This is a genomic window from Pseudoflavitalea sp. G-6-1-2, assembly GCF_012927185.1.
Classification (GTDB): Bacteria; Bacteroidota; Bacteroidia; order Chitinophagales; family Chitinophagaceae; genus Pseudobacter.
On the sequence record NZ_JABBGB010000002.1, the window covers coordinates 1627184 to 1641419 of the forward strand.

A 14236-nucleotide genomic window follows, 5' to 3' on the forward strand; every position below is an offset into this window, starting at 1 on the left:
TCCACTGTCTGCACTTCGGTCCATCGCTCAGGGCTTATGTAATTTATAGAGCCTGCAGATATTCCCCGGAACTTTTCCAAGGAACGGATCTGGCTGGCGAATTAGATAAATATTATTTTTTTCATCCGTCCCCAATACTGAGACTCCTTTGAAATCAACATAACGGGCCGAACCGGTGGTATGCGACTGCAACTTGTCTTTCGTAATATCATCCACTGAATTTCCGTTGATCTCGAGACCGGCGTAGAGATAACTCGTCTTCTTTTCGAGATTCACTGCATTCAGATTTACCCTTCCTCCTACCTTTATCCAGTCGCCTGTACTTAGCATCACATGATTGTAAGAGAACAAATGACCATAAAAATCTTCATTGAATATCTCAGGTTTCAGTCCGGTTCCCAAGCCTGTAACACTGCTGGTATCGAACAGACGCAGGGTGATCAACTCAATATCATTAGGGTAAGTAGCCAATGGTTCTTCACCTTTGAAATCATAATAAGCAACGCCCTTTGTTTTGTTGGAAGGAACGTTATAATATCCTGCTATTCCCACTTGTGTTACAGGATTAAAGAAAATGCTTTCAATGCCCGCAGTGTATTTAGCCGGCATTCTGGGGTCGTTGCTAAACAAAGTATGCACCATACCATTATTATCTAAAACAGAAACAATAATGGTAGATTCACTGGCGGTAAACATATGCGTATTGTCTAAGTACAAAGTTCCATCAGCCGCAGGCCGGATATTACTAACCACAATGTTTGCCTGTGCCAGTGATCCTGTAGGCGTGAGTCCGGGAGGCAGTGCATAAGTCCAGTTCCTTGTTCCATTGTATCCCAATCCTCCGAAATAAGAACGATTCATCAAAATGAGCTGATTGGTGCTCAGGTCATATTTATACAATCGCGTAACACCATATGCCCTTGCGCCGGGAACATTTCCTACATCCGGATTATTCGGTCCATTATCCGTTACTTCTCCGCAGAGATACACATATCGTTCGTCCCAGCTCATGGCCGAAGCCCTGATGGTGTTGAATCTGAACTGATCATCGGGATCTCCGTATATGGTTCCATTCGAAATGATCTGGACCGGATCGGCAGCACCGGGCTTTAGCACATATATTCCTTTTTTATTACTGTAACAGAGCATACCATTTCTGCCAACACCACCTGATGTAAGAAAGGGATAATCAAAGCGGCCAAGCCCCGGTATATCGAAGGCCGTTAGTGAATCTACCCGCAATGTAGTATCCGTCTGTGCGCTTGCCGTTGCCACCTTCAGAATTTTGATAGATGGCGCCAGCATGGATTGCCCGTTGGCGCTTATCACTACCGCTTTATTCTCTCCTAAACCCATTTCGGGAGTGATCACAAATTTGATAAAGTCGCCCGGAACCTTCGGCAGATCGGGACGTGCAGATATATCACACCTTTTTACCACTGCAATAACTGCCGGAACATCTCCGATAGTGATTGTCACTGATGCAGGAAAAAGATTCCCTGCCAGTTCCATAGTATCTCCGGTAACAAACTCTCTTTTATAGTCATAATGATAATAGTCCGCGTTGCCCACCGCCGGCGCAATTCCGTACAGATTAGCTGTGGTTGTAACCAGAGATGGCATGTTCAACAGGCGTTCTTCATCAGCGGCTACTTTTTTGCAGCCGTACATCAGTAAAGATGACAACACCAGCCCCGCCATTATTTTTTGAATGAAATATTTCATGATGATACTTTTTATTAGAACATTTTCTCGATGAGCAACGATGCGTTGTTATTGAAACTCACCACCGCTCCCTTTTTATCTGTATACGTTACCGGTTTGGTATATCCTTTGAAAACAAGCGTGTACGATCTGCCGGGAACAGCTTCAAAGAACGAACGGACCAACACTGTGCTTTCGTCCTGCCTGCCGTATATACGAACCGTTATCCTTCCCGTAGCATCGAGCGGTACATTTTCATAGGCAGTTACCTGTCTGTATCGCACACCTGCTGTAAATGCAGCAAAGTTTTCTTTTCCTACTTTCACCATCACCGTATCATTGGACGGACTCATATGCGCCAGCCTGATACGGATGGCATTCACAGGTGTCTGCTGCTCATCCGTCGCATTGATCAGACTGTAAATACCTGCACTATCAGTAAAGTATATGGAATGATACTTATCAGGCTCCAGCATCACCGGCGATTCCAGCAGTTTAAAAGTGCCGGTATCAGTGAGCCCCGAAACATGTGCACCCGCCCGCATAGTACCATATGAAACCCAGGGCTGCTCTGAATTGTAATCAGAATTGGGAAACAGCCAGAGATTGAGACTACCCGTTGGCCCGATACCTTTGTTGAAGTAAGGCGCGGGTATAACATCCGGAGAAGACGAAGTTGGATCACGGTAAGGAGGCTCTGTTTTATCCCAAAGAATAGTGACCATTTCACCGGTACCGGAATTACCCAGCATAGTGGTGAGTTCCACCGAGGCATTGTGAAAACTTACTTTGCTGAGATCATGTTGCTTGTTGATCTCCTTTTTACTGCAGGCTGTCAGCAATAGCAGTAATGCAACAACCAATAATTTATTCATGCTGATATTTTGAGGCAGGTGATTAAAATGCATAGGTGAAAGACAGGTTGAAGAACCTCCCTGTATTGTATTGTAAGAAAATATTATCGCCGGTAGGCCTTAGCACACCAGCTTCATTTTTGATAAGATGTTCATACTCGTATTTATAGTTATCGTTATTGTCTTCGGCCAGGCGAACCGGTTTATCCAGCAGATTCTGCACCGTGAACCGCGCCTGAAGCGATCTGTACAGACGTTGCGATAAAGAAAGATCAAGCATGCGGCGGGGCAGTTCCAGAATGGAAGGCCGCATCGAAAGAATGCCGGACTCGAGACCGGGTTCCTCTTTGATCGAATTCAAATTGCGGAGGCTCACAGCATAAACATTGGTGCCGCTTTCATTTAAGATCAGACCGAACCTGGTTCCGGTTCCGGGATTCTCATAATACAATCCGGCATTGATCACATAAGGCGCTTGTCCCTGCAATGGCCTGCCACTGAAAGATCCCATGACCAATGTACTGGTAGGTTTGGGCTCCTTATTGCTCACTTCACTTTTGATGAGCGTACCATTCAGGTTAACAGACAGTCTCCTGAAAATATTTCCCGGAATAAAAGAAAGGCTCTTCCTGATCTCAGCTTCAATGCCATACACCACAGCCTTTTGAGGATTCTTGTAAGTGATACCAGTATAACCCGACAGATCATAGGCATTTTTTTCATCACGGAAACGTTCAATCGGATTGTTGATATGCTTGTAAAACACACCGAGATTGAACAATTCATTTTGTGCCGGACCTGAAGGATACCACTCAAGCCGCAAGTCATAATTATCAATGGTAGATGCCAGCAGTTTTGGGTTACCCGCAATTTCTTCCTGGTTCACATAATCAATGTCTGAAAATGGACTCAGCTCCTTGAAGTCGGGCCTGTTCACCGTTCTGCCATATCCGGCACGAATAGTCAACTGGCGCAGCGCCGTCCAGTTGATATTGAAAGAAGGAAGCAACGATGTTTTTTTGAGATCCGCAGAAACCGGCAACACAAATCCTCCGGCACTGATGGCAGCAGAAACCCGCTGCCTGTTGTATTCCAGTCTCACACCGGCATTGACGGTGAGACGCTGGTGAAAAAATTTCCAGTCGGTCATAACATACCCACTGTTGTTCTGCTCGCTGCCTAAGTAAGCATCAGCAGGCGTAGTACCGTCATACACTTCCAGCCCACTGCCGTCGTTCCTGAAATATTTATCATTCCAGATATACGGCAGATCTTGCTCTTTCCACCGGATCAGTTCCTGATTGGTGACACGGGCATTCGAAGCCTCACTCTGATCATTCTCATAAAGAGTTCTCCCCTGCGTACCATACCGGTTCACTTTAAAATAACGGCGTGCAACATTCCGGGTACGAAACAGGTTATAACTGCCTGCCTTTACTTCCAGAAAACGGTTTACAACATATCCGAAATCAACTGCCGCATTGTAGGTATGCTGATGATTTTGCTGAAAGAAACGACTCATCATCCCATTCAGCAGATCAATCGGACCACTGCTATTGGAGCCTGCGGCCATCCAGCGGAGATCTTGTGTCATATATTCAGCATTGTAAGTACCCCTGCCATCGTACATGGTGCTATAGTTCATCCTCCGCTGGTCTGGCCGGTTATCGAGATAGAAGGTATAGCCAAGATTCCAGTTGGCACTAAGGCTGCTGTCTGCTCTGAGATAGTGACTGCCATTGAGGTTGCCGGTATACAGGGTTCTTTGCTGAAAACTATTCAGCACGGTTTTGAAGCGTTGCCCAATATATGCCCTGCCTGTATTCTTTTCCTTTATGGTTGAACTGGTTTGGCTTCTGCCCTCATTGAGTAAAAAATTCTGCCACACAATGGAATGCCGGTTATTGAAACGAAGCGTAAAATTTTCTAACAGATTCACCCGTGCAATCTGTGTAGCCTGCTGCTCATATCCCCGCCTGTCGTGCTCAGTATAATAAGTAAAGTAGTCCTGACTGTTGTAATACCCAGTCTGGCGGTAGATGGAATAGTTGCGGTTATCCAGCTGATACGTGAGAGAAGAAAGATTGTACAAACGCCATTTGCCCAGTTTCCAGTTGTCGAAGAAATTCAGGTAGAACTGCATATCGGGCATGGCTTTACGTTTGTAAAGCGTAAAGTCAGGATTGAATCCTTTCACTTTTTCCTGCAAAGGTTTCAGGTTGATGAGGCCGCTTCCGTCCCGCATGTCACCCACTTCAGCAGGCAGCTTGCGCAGGCCGTTATCAAATCCCAGCCAGTCGGTTTTACTGCCTTTGTAACTCACCATATCTTTTCCGGTGGTGCCTTCCCGATAAGAGAGCTGAAGGCCAAGATCCAGATGGCGTACGGGTTTGGCGTTCTTGGTAAATACTTTTACTGCACCGCCTGCATAGTCGCCAAACAACTCCGCTGTTGGCGACTTGTACACCAGAATGCGGTCGATGATGGAGGTAGGCAACAGATCATACGCAAACGCACGACTATACAACTCCGTGGACGGAGCAATATTATTATTCAGATACGTTATATTGTAACGCTGGTTCATACCGCGCACAACAATGAATCGATCATCTGTAACTGTTATACCTGCAATTCTCTTTACCACCTCCGCCGCACTTCGGTCAGCAGTTTTAGAGATCTGCTCATTGGAAATGCCCGAAACAACAGAATTGGCACTTCTTATTTCGCCGATCAGTTGTTTTTCTGTAGAGAAAGAAACAGCTTTAATGCGTTGCGCACTGGCATTCACCACCACTTCTTTCAGGGAGCCTGCTGCCAGCATCTTGATATCGAACACTACAGTTTTATCTGCTTCCACGGCAACATCCGGAAAACTGTTTCGCTGATAACCTGCATAGCTCACCAGCAACGTATACTTCGCCGGCAGGATATTCTTAAAACTGTAATACCCTTTTTCATTAGCAACAGTATGCAGATCGCTACCTTCCAGCTGAACCGTAGCACCGGCAAGCGGTTGCGCTGTTTCAAAATCCACAATTCGGCCGCGGAGCGTGCCTGGTTTGGTACCGGCAGGTTTTTCTGCAGGGTTTTCTACCGGTACTATCACCAGGTAAATGCCGCTTTCCTTCACATGAAGGTTGGTTTTCTGAAGTAGTGTTTGAAAAATTCCTGCCAGTGGTGTGGCCGTAAAAGTTTGTGCAGTTATCTGATAGTTTTTTACACTTGCTTCTGTAAAAGTGATGGCCATCCCTGTTGCAGTTTGCAACTGGCGAAGCGCCTGTGCCAGCGACTGCTGCTGAAACGTAATGGTTACCGGAGTTTGCAGCCTTTGTTGTGCAGTGAGTACCCCGCATAGCAGCGTGAAAAATACAATGAATACACAAAAAGAGCCCTTGCCTGAACGATTCCGTTCAAGTACAATCTTTTCCATAATGCCGATTAGTTAATAAATGATGTAAGTGGAATCGTTTTTCCTGTGGTATTGATTTTGGTTGAGCAAACAGAGTACATCCATCAGATCCTTTACCGGCGTACTCCTGTTCAACTGTATGGTGTAGCGTTGTTGTTTTACCTGCTGTTGGTTTGTTTGCAGTTGTATGTTGCAGAATTGTTGCAGCGCCTGCTGAAGCTCTCCGAATGAGGCAGCATTCAGCTGTACCACTGAATCTTTGAATGCAGAAGCCATCCATACAGGCACCTGCGATACAGTGTAGTGGCCGGTTTGCGCATTCACCACCAGCTGCCGGCCCTGTGTAAGCACTTCCAGCTCCTTTGTATGATGGCTCACCGAAATTTTACCCGTTGCCACTGTGATCACAGCAGCATTTTTATCAGTGGCAGCTTTCACACTGAAAGAAGTTCCCAATACTGTAGTTCGAACACCACCCTGCTCCACTACAAATGGATGCTCAGCATTCCGCTGCACATCAAAAAATGCTTCGCCGGACATCAGCTCCACATGGCGGGTGATGATACCAAATTGCTTCGCATCGTATTTTAACTGCGTATTGCCTTTCAGCCACACAGTACTCTCATCGGGCAATGTAAGCTTATACATTTTTCCTGCCGGTACTGTTACCGTCACCAATGCATTGGTACCACTGTTGTCTGCATTGTTCAGACTCCGCGCCATCCACCATCCACCCACTAACAGCAATACCACCGCCGCAGCAGCATACCAGCGGTACCTGCCCGCCGAACGGTTATGCGGCAGCTGATACACCGGAGCTTCCGCAGTTGTGCCAGTAGTCTGCAAAGGCAGGGACACGCGCAGAGAAGATTCCATATCAGCGGGCATCAGCGCTGTAACGGGCTCCGCCCAGGTATTGTTCAGGATGGTATCCAGCGCATCAGGATGTTCCAGCAACCACTGGGAAACCTGTCTGGCTTCTTCCGGGGTACAGCCTCCTTCAATGAATTTTTCCAGTAAAGCTTTTTCCATTCGTATGATATCACGGATGAATGAGCAATACCCGGTAAGCAAAAAACCGAGTTAATGATTTGGTAACAATCTATCCTTTCAGTGTATCGCGAAGGAATTTCATGGAAAGCCCCATCTGCTTTTCAACAGTGGCAACGGAGATGCGCAATTGTGCTGCTACTTCCTTGTAAGAAAGTCCTTCTTCCTTTACGAGTGTAAAGATTTCTTTTCGTCTGGTGGGAAGCTGCCCGATGGATAACTTCAGATTCAACACTTCTTCCTCCGTTTCCATCCAGCGCGGAATAACAACTGCCGTTTCGGACTCATTCAATTGCTGCTGCCGGCTGTATTGCTCACTGGTAGCCAGTTTCCTGAGATTATCAATTACACCGTTGCGGGCATAGGTGAAAAGTAAAGGCAGCACATCCTCCGTGGTATCGATGGTGTGTATCCTCTGCCATAATTTAAGGTAGCAGTCCTGAATAATGTCTTTTGCAATGGATGGGTCGCGGGTAAGTTTCCAGGTAAAATGATACAGCCTGTCTTTGGTCAATAGAAAGAGCTGTTCAAATAATTTGGACAGTTCCTGGTGTTGTAGAGAATTCGTATCGTGTGGGGGGCGGGAGGTCATTGGCTGAATCAGCTGCAAAGGAACTCAACAATTATTACCGTAATGTTAAGAAAGCGGCTATCCGAAATTTTACAACTGACTGTTGTTTACCAGGACCAGCCTGAGAATGCCGCTTCAAAAAAAACATTACCGTTTTTTCTCTTATATGCCATTAGTCCACTAAATTTATAGGGAATAAAATCAACCATCATGTCGCAAAACTTCCGATTCGAAACACTGCAGGTGCATGCAGGGCAGACACCAGATCCCGTAACCAAATCAAGAGCGGTACCGCTTTATCAGACAACCTCCTACACATTCGACAGCGCAGAACATGCAGCCAATCTCTTCGGATTGAAAGAGTTCGGCAATATCTATACGCGCATCATGAACCCAACCACCGATGTTTTTGAAAAGCGCATTGCGGCATTGGCAGGTGGTGTGGGTGCATTGGCGACAGCTTCCGGGCAATCGGCCCAGTTTCTGGCCCTGCAGAATATCTTGCAGCAGGGAGATAATATCGTGGCATCTTCCTATCTCTATGGCGGCACTTACAATCAGTTCAAGGTAAGTTTGAAGCGACTGGGATTCGAAGCGAAATTCGCAGACGGCGATAACCCTGCGGACTTTGAAGCAAAGATCAACGATCGCACCAAAGCCATTTACGTGGAAACCATTGGGAATCCGGCTTTCAGCGTTCCAGATTTTGACAGGCTGGCGGAGATCGCACAAAAACATCAGATACCATTGATCGTCGACAATACATTCGGAGCCGCAGGCTATCTCTGCCGCCCGATCGATTTCGGCGCCAACGTAATTGTAGAAGCTGCTACCAAATGGATCGGAGGACATGGAACCAGCATCGGTGGCGTGATTGTAGACGCCGGCAATTTCAATTGGGGCAACGGCAAATTCGGTTACTTCACAGAACCGGATGAAGCTTATCACAACCTTAAATTCTGGGACATATTCGGAACGGATGGTCCTTTCGGAAATATCGCTTATATCATCCGTGCAAGAGTTACCGGACTGCGCAGCCTCGGTCCTGCCTTATCTCCATTCAATTCATTCCTCTTTTTGCAGGGATTGGAAACACTGAGTCTGCGTGTGCAACGCACAGTGGACAATGCGTTGGCACTGGCCGAATGGCTGAAGGCGCAACCAGCCGTGGAGTATGTAAATTATCCGGGACTGGCAGATAACAAATATCACACGCTTGCGAAGAAGTACCTGCGCAATGGTTTTGGTGGCGTGTTATCCTTCAAAGTAAAAGGTGGCAATGCGGTTGCTGACAAACTGGTGAACAACCTGCAACTGATCAGTCACCTCGCCAATGTGGGAGATGCCAAAACCCTGATCATACATCCGGCTACCACCACGCACCAGCAGCTGACTGAAGCAGAGCAACGCTCAGCCGGAGTAGAACCGGGTTTATTGCGTGTGTCGCTGGGTATTGAACATATCGAAGATATCAAGGAGGATATATCGGCAGCGCTCAAAAAAGCCCTGCAATAGATCAGTCCTGATAAAATAAGTTGTGGAAAAGCAGAAGGATCGCCCATGAGCGATCCTTCTGCTTTTTGCATTTACGGATACACCCGGTCAACATCGGAACAGCATTGGGTAATAACAGCGAATTACTATTCAGATGCTAAAATGATATTTGAGCAGATACATATCAATCCCCGACAACCCAAACAACATGCATTATGAACAATAAGCACCCGCGTGGCCTATATCTCCTTTTTACCATCGAAATGTGGGAGCGATTCAGTTTCTATGGCATGAGGGCCGTACTGGTGCTTTTTATGACCAAAGCCTTACTCTTCGACAAAGCCTTTGCAAGCAACCTGTACGGCAGTTACACTGGTTTCATTTACCTCACACCGCTTGTAGGCGGATATATTGCCGACAGATGGTGGGGAAATAAACGGTTGATCGTAGCAGGTGGATTGATGATGGCAGCCGGTGAGATCATTCTGTTTTTTGCAGGCTCACTTTACATCACCAATCCACAGCTCGCGGGATTGTTGTTCTTCAGCGGACTGGGTTGCATGATATCGGGCAACGGATTATTCAAACCCAATATCTCTACACTGGTTGGACAGCTTTATACAAAAGAAGACAGCAGAAAAGATGTGGCCTACACCATCTTCTACATGGGCATCAATATTGGCGGCGCATTAGGTCCGATACTTTGTTCGCTGGCCGGTGATACCGGCAATCCTGCAGATTTCAGGTGGGCATTTCTAACAGCCGGTGGCGCTATGCTGCTGAGTGTGATCATCATTCATTTCTTCTTCAACAAACATATTAAAGATCCGGAAGGAAAGTTGCTGGGAACAAAACCAGCCGGAGCGCCGGCCATCGTATCGTCTAAAGTTTTCGCTACAACTTTTCTTGCCGGTTACGTATTGCTGATGATTGCGTTATTGTATTTCGATGCAAAAGTGATCAGCTTTCTGCCCTGGCTGCTGCTTGGGTCGGCCATCTTCATCGCAGCAATTATTTTTTCCGATAAAAGCCTGCTTGCAGCAGAGAAGCGCGGAGTGGCCGTAATTTTTATCGTAGCATTCTTTGTGATCTTTTTCTGGAGCGCGTTTGAGCAAACTGGTGCATCGCTGGTGTTCTTTGCCGATGAACAAACAGACAGGCGTTTAGGCTTTCTGCGCTGGGAAGTTCCTCCGAGCCTTTTCCAGTCTTTTGGTTCTATTTTTCTGGTATCGCTCGCTCCGTTATTTGCGTGGTTATGGACGAAGATGGGAAGACGCCAACCTTCCTCTCCTGCGAAGATGGCCATCGGGCTTCTATTGCTTGGACTCGGCTACCTGTGGATTGCACAAGGTGTAAAAAATGTTCATCCCGGCGTTAAGGTAAGCATGATCTGGCTTACAGTGATGTATGCCTTGCATGCAGCCGGGGAACTGTGTTTGTCGCCGATCGGGTTATCACTGGTGAATAAACTGGCCCCTCTGAAATTTGCATCACTGCTGATGGCTGTTTGGTTTCTGGCCACTGCTGCGGCACAGAAAACAGCTGGTGTATTGAGTGCATTGTATCCTGCAAACGGAAAAGCCACTTATGTGTTGGGATATACCATCAATAACCTGTACGACTTCTTTATGTTCTTTGTATTGATGACAGGTATTGCTTCGCTGACGCTTTTCCTGCTGACCAAAAAACTGCTGAAGATGATGCCGCAGCAATAACGCGTAGATATTACTTCGATCAATGATATTTTTTGTGCCTGTATTACCCTCAAAGAAAGGACAGAGATGTGTTGTTATGAAAAACGAAAAAAGGATCGCCTGCTGGTGATCCTTTCTATTGAATTGAAATCAGGTATTAAATGAGTTGTTTGGTCATCACGATAGCGCTCACCGGACAAACATGACTAAACTCGGCTGATTTTTTTACTTCATCAGGTACAGTTTCGCGCGTGATAACTGAAAATCCTTTCTTAGTGAAGTAATGCTGTGCTGTTTCCGTTAACAGGTACAAAGCTTTCACACCGGCATTCTTCGCCCGGTATTCCAATGCCTCTGCCAATGCTGCGGCAATTGCCCTGTTTCTGTAATCGGGATGCACCGCCATTGACCTGAGCAGTCCATAGTTTCCATATATCTCCACTCCTATTACGCCAACAAGCGAACCACCATCGGTTGCCACTAAAAAACCATTCAGATCTTCTGACAGGTCTTCTACAGGTAGAGATTGAGACTGCAATAGTCCGGTGATTTCAGGGAGCATCTGCGGTGTGGCTTCGGAAACGTGCATACCAGAATTATTCAGCGTTGATAAGTAAATAAATGTAAGCAAAAATCAGCTGGCTTACAGGTACTTTTCAGCAAAGGCTTTTGTGTATTCTTTGATCAGGTTACGGGCATGCAGAAATTGTTGTTTGATCTCTTCCTCCGTACCGGTGGCTTTTGCCGGATCAGGAAAATTCTCATGGAACAGCTGTGCTTTGGAGGGGAAGAAAGGACATCTTTCTTTTGCATGGTCGCACACTGTAATCACATAATCAAAATCTATTCCGGCATATTCTGTAATGTTGTTGGATGTATGGCCTGAGATATCGATACCATCTTCGGCCATGATGGAAATGGCTTTGGGATTTACACCATGTGTTTCTACACCTGCACTATAGATTTCGGCCTTACTGCCGCCAAAATAACGGAGGTATCCTTCTGCAATCTGACTGCGGCAACTGTTGCCTGTACAAAGCACCAATACTTTTTTCATTATGAGGGTTGTTTTAAAACTTCAGCATTATTTTCAGAACCGTACCATTTTTTACGAAGCCAGAAAGCCACATTTACAAGGGCAATCAATGCAGGTACTTCTACCAGCGGCCCAATAACACCGGCAAATGCCTGGCCACTGTTGATGCCAAAAACACCGATCGCAACTGCTATCGCCAATTCAAAATTGTTACCGGCAGCAGTGAATGCAATGGAGGCATTCTTTGAATAATCAGCGCCAAGGAATTTTCCTGTGAGAAAACTTACCAGGAACATGATCACAAAATATATCACCAGAGGAATGGCTATTCGCACTACATCCATCGGTATGCTCACAATCAGTTGTCCTTTGAGGCTGAACATAACAATGATGGTAAACAATAACGCGATTAACGTAACCGGAGAAATAACCGGGATGAACCGCTGCTGATACCATTCTTCTCCTTTCAGTTTTATCAGTATTATTCTTGTTAGCACACCTGCCGTAAAAGGGATACCGAGATAAATGGCAACACTTTCTGCAATCTGGCCGATGGTGATATTCACTGCAATTCCTTTTAGTCCGAATAAAGGAGGCAGCACCGTGATGAAGATGTAAGCATACAGGCTAAAAAAGATCACCTGAAATATGCTGTTCAGCGCAACAAGTCCTGCTGCATATTCCCGGTTGCCTTCTGCCAGTTCGTTCCAGACAATTACCATGGCAATACAGCGGGCAAGACCGATCAGAATAAGGCCAGTCATATATTCCGGAAGATCATGCAGAAAGAGAATGGCCAGAACAAACATCAGCACAGGCCCCACAACCCAGTTGAGGAACAGCGATGCACCCAGTATTTTTGTGTTCCTGAATACTTCTCCTAATTTTTCATATCTCACTTTGGCCAGTGGTGGGTACATCATCAATATCAATCCAATGGCCAACGGAATATTGGTAGTGCCTGATGAATACGCATTGATCCATGCCGAAGACTCCGGAATAAAATAGCCTACGCTCACTCCAATGATCATGGCGAGGAAGATCCATAAGGTTAGATATCGGTCTAAGAAACCGAGACGTTTTCTTTCAGTGGCAGGATTGCAGTTGTTTGCGCTCATACATATTTTTTAACTAAGACTGCGATCATGAAATGACCGCAGCCGAAACTGATTTTAAAGGATTAACTGCAACAGCCAGGTGCACAGCAAGCGCCTGCATCTTTTGGTTTCTCTGCATAAACAGTAATGCTGTAAATGCCTGTGTTCCCTTTTCTGAATGCAGCGATCTCTTCTGCTGACAAATACCCGCTGAGAATATCATCAGGGATCACAATTGCTTTTTCTTTCTGAATGGTAATATTGGTGAACCCGTTCTTTTCGATCAGTTCGAGATATACCTGCTTTTGAATGGCGCCCGATACGCAACCGGCATACATTTCAGCAGCTTGTTGAATTGCGGGAGGCAATGTGCCTTCCAGCACAATGTCGGAGATGCTGAAATGTGCGCCGGGTTTCAGCACACGAAAAATGTCTTTGATCACTCCATCTTTGTTGGGTACGAGATTGAGTACGCAATTGCTCACAATCACATCTGCGGTGTTTGCGGATACAGGCATATTTTCGATGTCGCCCTGTCTGAACTCTACATTGTGAAATCCGAGCTTCTCTGCATTCTGTCTGGCTTTCTCAATCATGGCAGGAGTAAAGTCGATGCCGATAACCTTTCCTGTTTCTCCGGTTTCGGATCTGGCGATGAAGGCATCGTTGCCGGCTCCTGATCCCAGATCGATCACCACATCTCCTTTTCTGATCTTCGCAAATTGAGTGGGCAGCCCACAACCCAATCCAAGATCCGCATCGGGATAGTAGCCTTCGAGCTGAGTGTAATCGTCCGTCATTATATTGGCTGTTTCGATGGAGCAGCAACCGGAACCGCAGCAGGATGCTGCGTTGTCTGTTTTATCCTGTAAGGCAATCTCACTGTATTTCTGCCTTACCATTTCTTTTATTTGCTCAGTTGTTTGCATAACAATTCTTATTATTGGTTTATTGCAATATTGCGATTAATCAGGGCAAAAAAAATGCCTTAGCAGCATCCGTCTTTGTTTACGTAAGCAACAAAGAATGAATCGAAGGCAGCACGGTACTGATTCCATGTTTTGGGATCGATGCAATAGCAAACGCTGGTTCCTTCAATGGTTCCGGTGATCAGTCCTGCGTTTTTAAGTTCTTTCAGGTGTTGACTGATAGTTGCCTGCGCAAGACCGAGTTCTTCCACCAGATCACCACAGATACATGCCTGCGCCTTCACCAGATACTGAATGATGGCGATGCGTGCAGGATGCGCCAATGCTTTCATCATCTGCGCCAGCTTATTCTGCTTTTCCGTGAATATTTCTGATTTTGTAAGACCCATATCTATCGC

General features: G+C 46.1%; 12 protein-coding genes. 2 read left to right on the top strand and 10 right to left on the bottom strand.

The window, feature by feature from the left end:
- Positions 1-27: 27 nt before the first annotated feature.
- The 5 genes from HHL16_RS16085 to HHL16_RS16105 form a co-directional block, all read right to left on the bottom strand.
- Entirely contained in the window at positions 28-1725 is a 1698-nt protein-coding gene (locus HHL16_RS16085; RefSeq protein WP_169426200.1) for a hypothetical protein, read from the bottom strand.
- Between the two features lie 14 nt (positions 1726-1739).
- Positions 1740-2579: a DUF4397 domain-containing protein gene (locus HHL16_RS16090; protein WP_169426201.1), complete on the bottom strand. Its 840-nt coding sequence runs from the start codon at positions 2577-2579 to the stop codon at positions 1740-1742.
- 22 nt (positions 2580-2601) lie between these two features.
- The gene (locus HHL16_RS16095) at positions 2602-5988 is read right to left on the bottom strand and encodes a TonB-dependent receptor (protein WP_169426202.1); all 3387 of its coding nucleotides are present in this window, start codon (positions 5986-5988) and stop codon (positions 2602-2604) included.
- Positions 5989-6000: 12 nt separating this feature from the next.
- Complete coding sequence (locus tag HHL16_RS16100) at positions 6001-6999, bottom strand: FecR domain-containing protein (protein ID WP_169426203.1); 999 nt, start codon at positions 6997-6999, stop codon at positions 6001-6003.
- A gap of 70 nt (positions 7000-7069) precedes the next feature.
- A complete protein-coding gene (locus HHL16_RS16105; protein WP_169426204.1) occupies positions 7070-7609 on the bottom strand; it encodes a sigma-70 family RNA polymerase sigma factor in 540 nt (179 codons plus the stop codon).
- Between the two features lie 189 nt (positions 7610-7798).
- Here HHL16_RS16105 and HHL16_RS16110 point away from each other — a divergent pair, with 189 nt between their 5' ends.
- A complete protein-coding gene (locus tag HHL16_RS16110; RefSeq protein WP_169426205.1) occupies positions 7799-9103 on the top strand; it encodes an O-acetylhomoserine aminocarboxypropyltransferase/cysteine synthase in 1305 nt (434 codons plus the stop codon).
- Positions 9104-9297: 194 nt separating this feature from the next.
- Positions 9298-10797: a peptide MFS transporter gene (locus HHL16_RS16115; protein ID WP_169426206.1), complete on the top strand. Its 1500-nt coding sequence runs from the start codon at positions 9298-9300 to the stop codon at positions 10795-10797.
- 136 nt (positions 10798-10933) lie between these two features.
- Here the strand turns inward: HHL16_RS16115 and arsN2 are convergent, their stop codons facing one another.
- The 5 genes from arsN2 to HHL16_RS16140 form a co-directional block, all read right to left on the bottom strand.
- Complete coding sequence (gene arsN2, locus HHL16_RS16120) at positions 10934-11365, bottom strand: arsenic resistance N-acetyltransferase ArsN2 (RefSeq protein ID WP_169426207.1); 432 nt, start codon at positions 11363-11365, stop codon at positions 10934-10936.
- 54 nt (positions 11366-11419) lie between these two features.
- Positions 11420-11833: an arsenate reductase ArsC gene (locus tag HHL16_RS16125; protein WP_169426208.1), complete on the bottom strand. Its 414-nt coding sequence runs from the start codon at positions 11831-11833 to the stop codon at positions 11420-11422.
- Entirely contained in the window at positions 11833-12930 is a 1098-nt protein-coding gene (gene arsB / locus HHL16_RS16130) for an ACR3 family arsenite efflux transporter (RefSeq protein ID WP_169426209.1), read from the bottom strand. The genes HHL16_RS16125 and arsB overlap by 1 nt, the downstream gene beginning before the upstream one ends.
- 62 nt (positions 12931-12992) lie before the next feature.
- Positions 12993-13838 (bottom strand): arsenite methyltransferase, encoded by an 846-nt coding sequence (locus tag HHL16_RS16135; RefSeq protein ID WP_169426210.1) that lies wholly within the window; start codon positions 13836-13838, stop codon positions 12993-12995.
- A gap of 59 nt (positions 13839-13897) precedes the next feature.
- The gene (locus HHL16_RS16140) at positions 13898-14227 is read right to left on the bottom strand and encodes a metalloregulator ArsR/SmtB family transcription factor (protein WP_169426211.1); all 330 of its coding nucleotides are present in this window, start codon (positions 14225-14227) and stop codon (positions 13898-13900) included.
- Between the last annotated feature and the right edge of the window lie 9 nt (positions 14228-14236).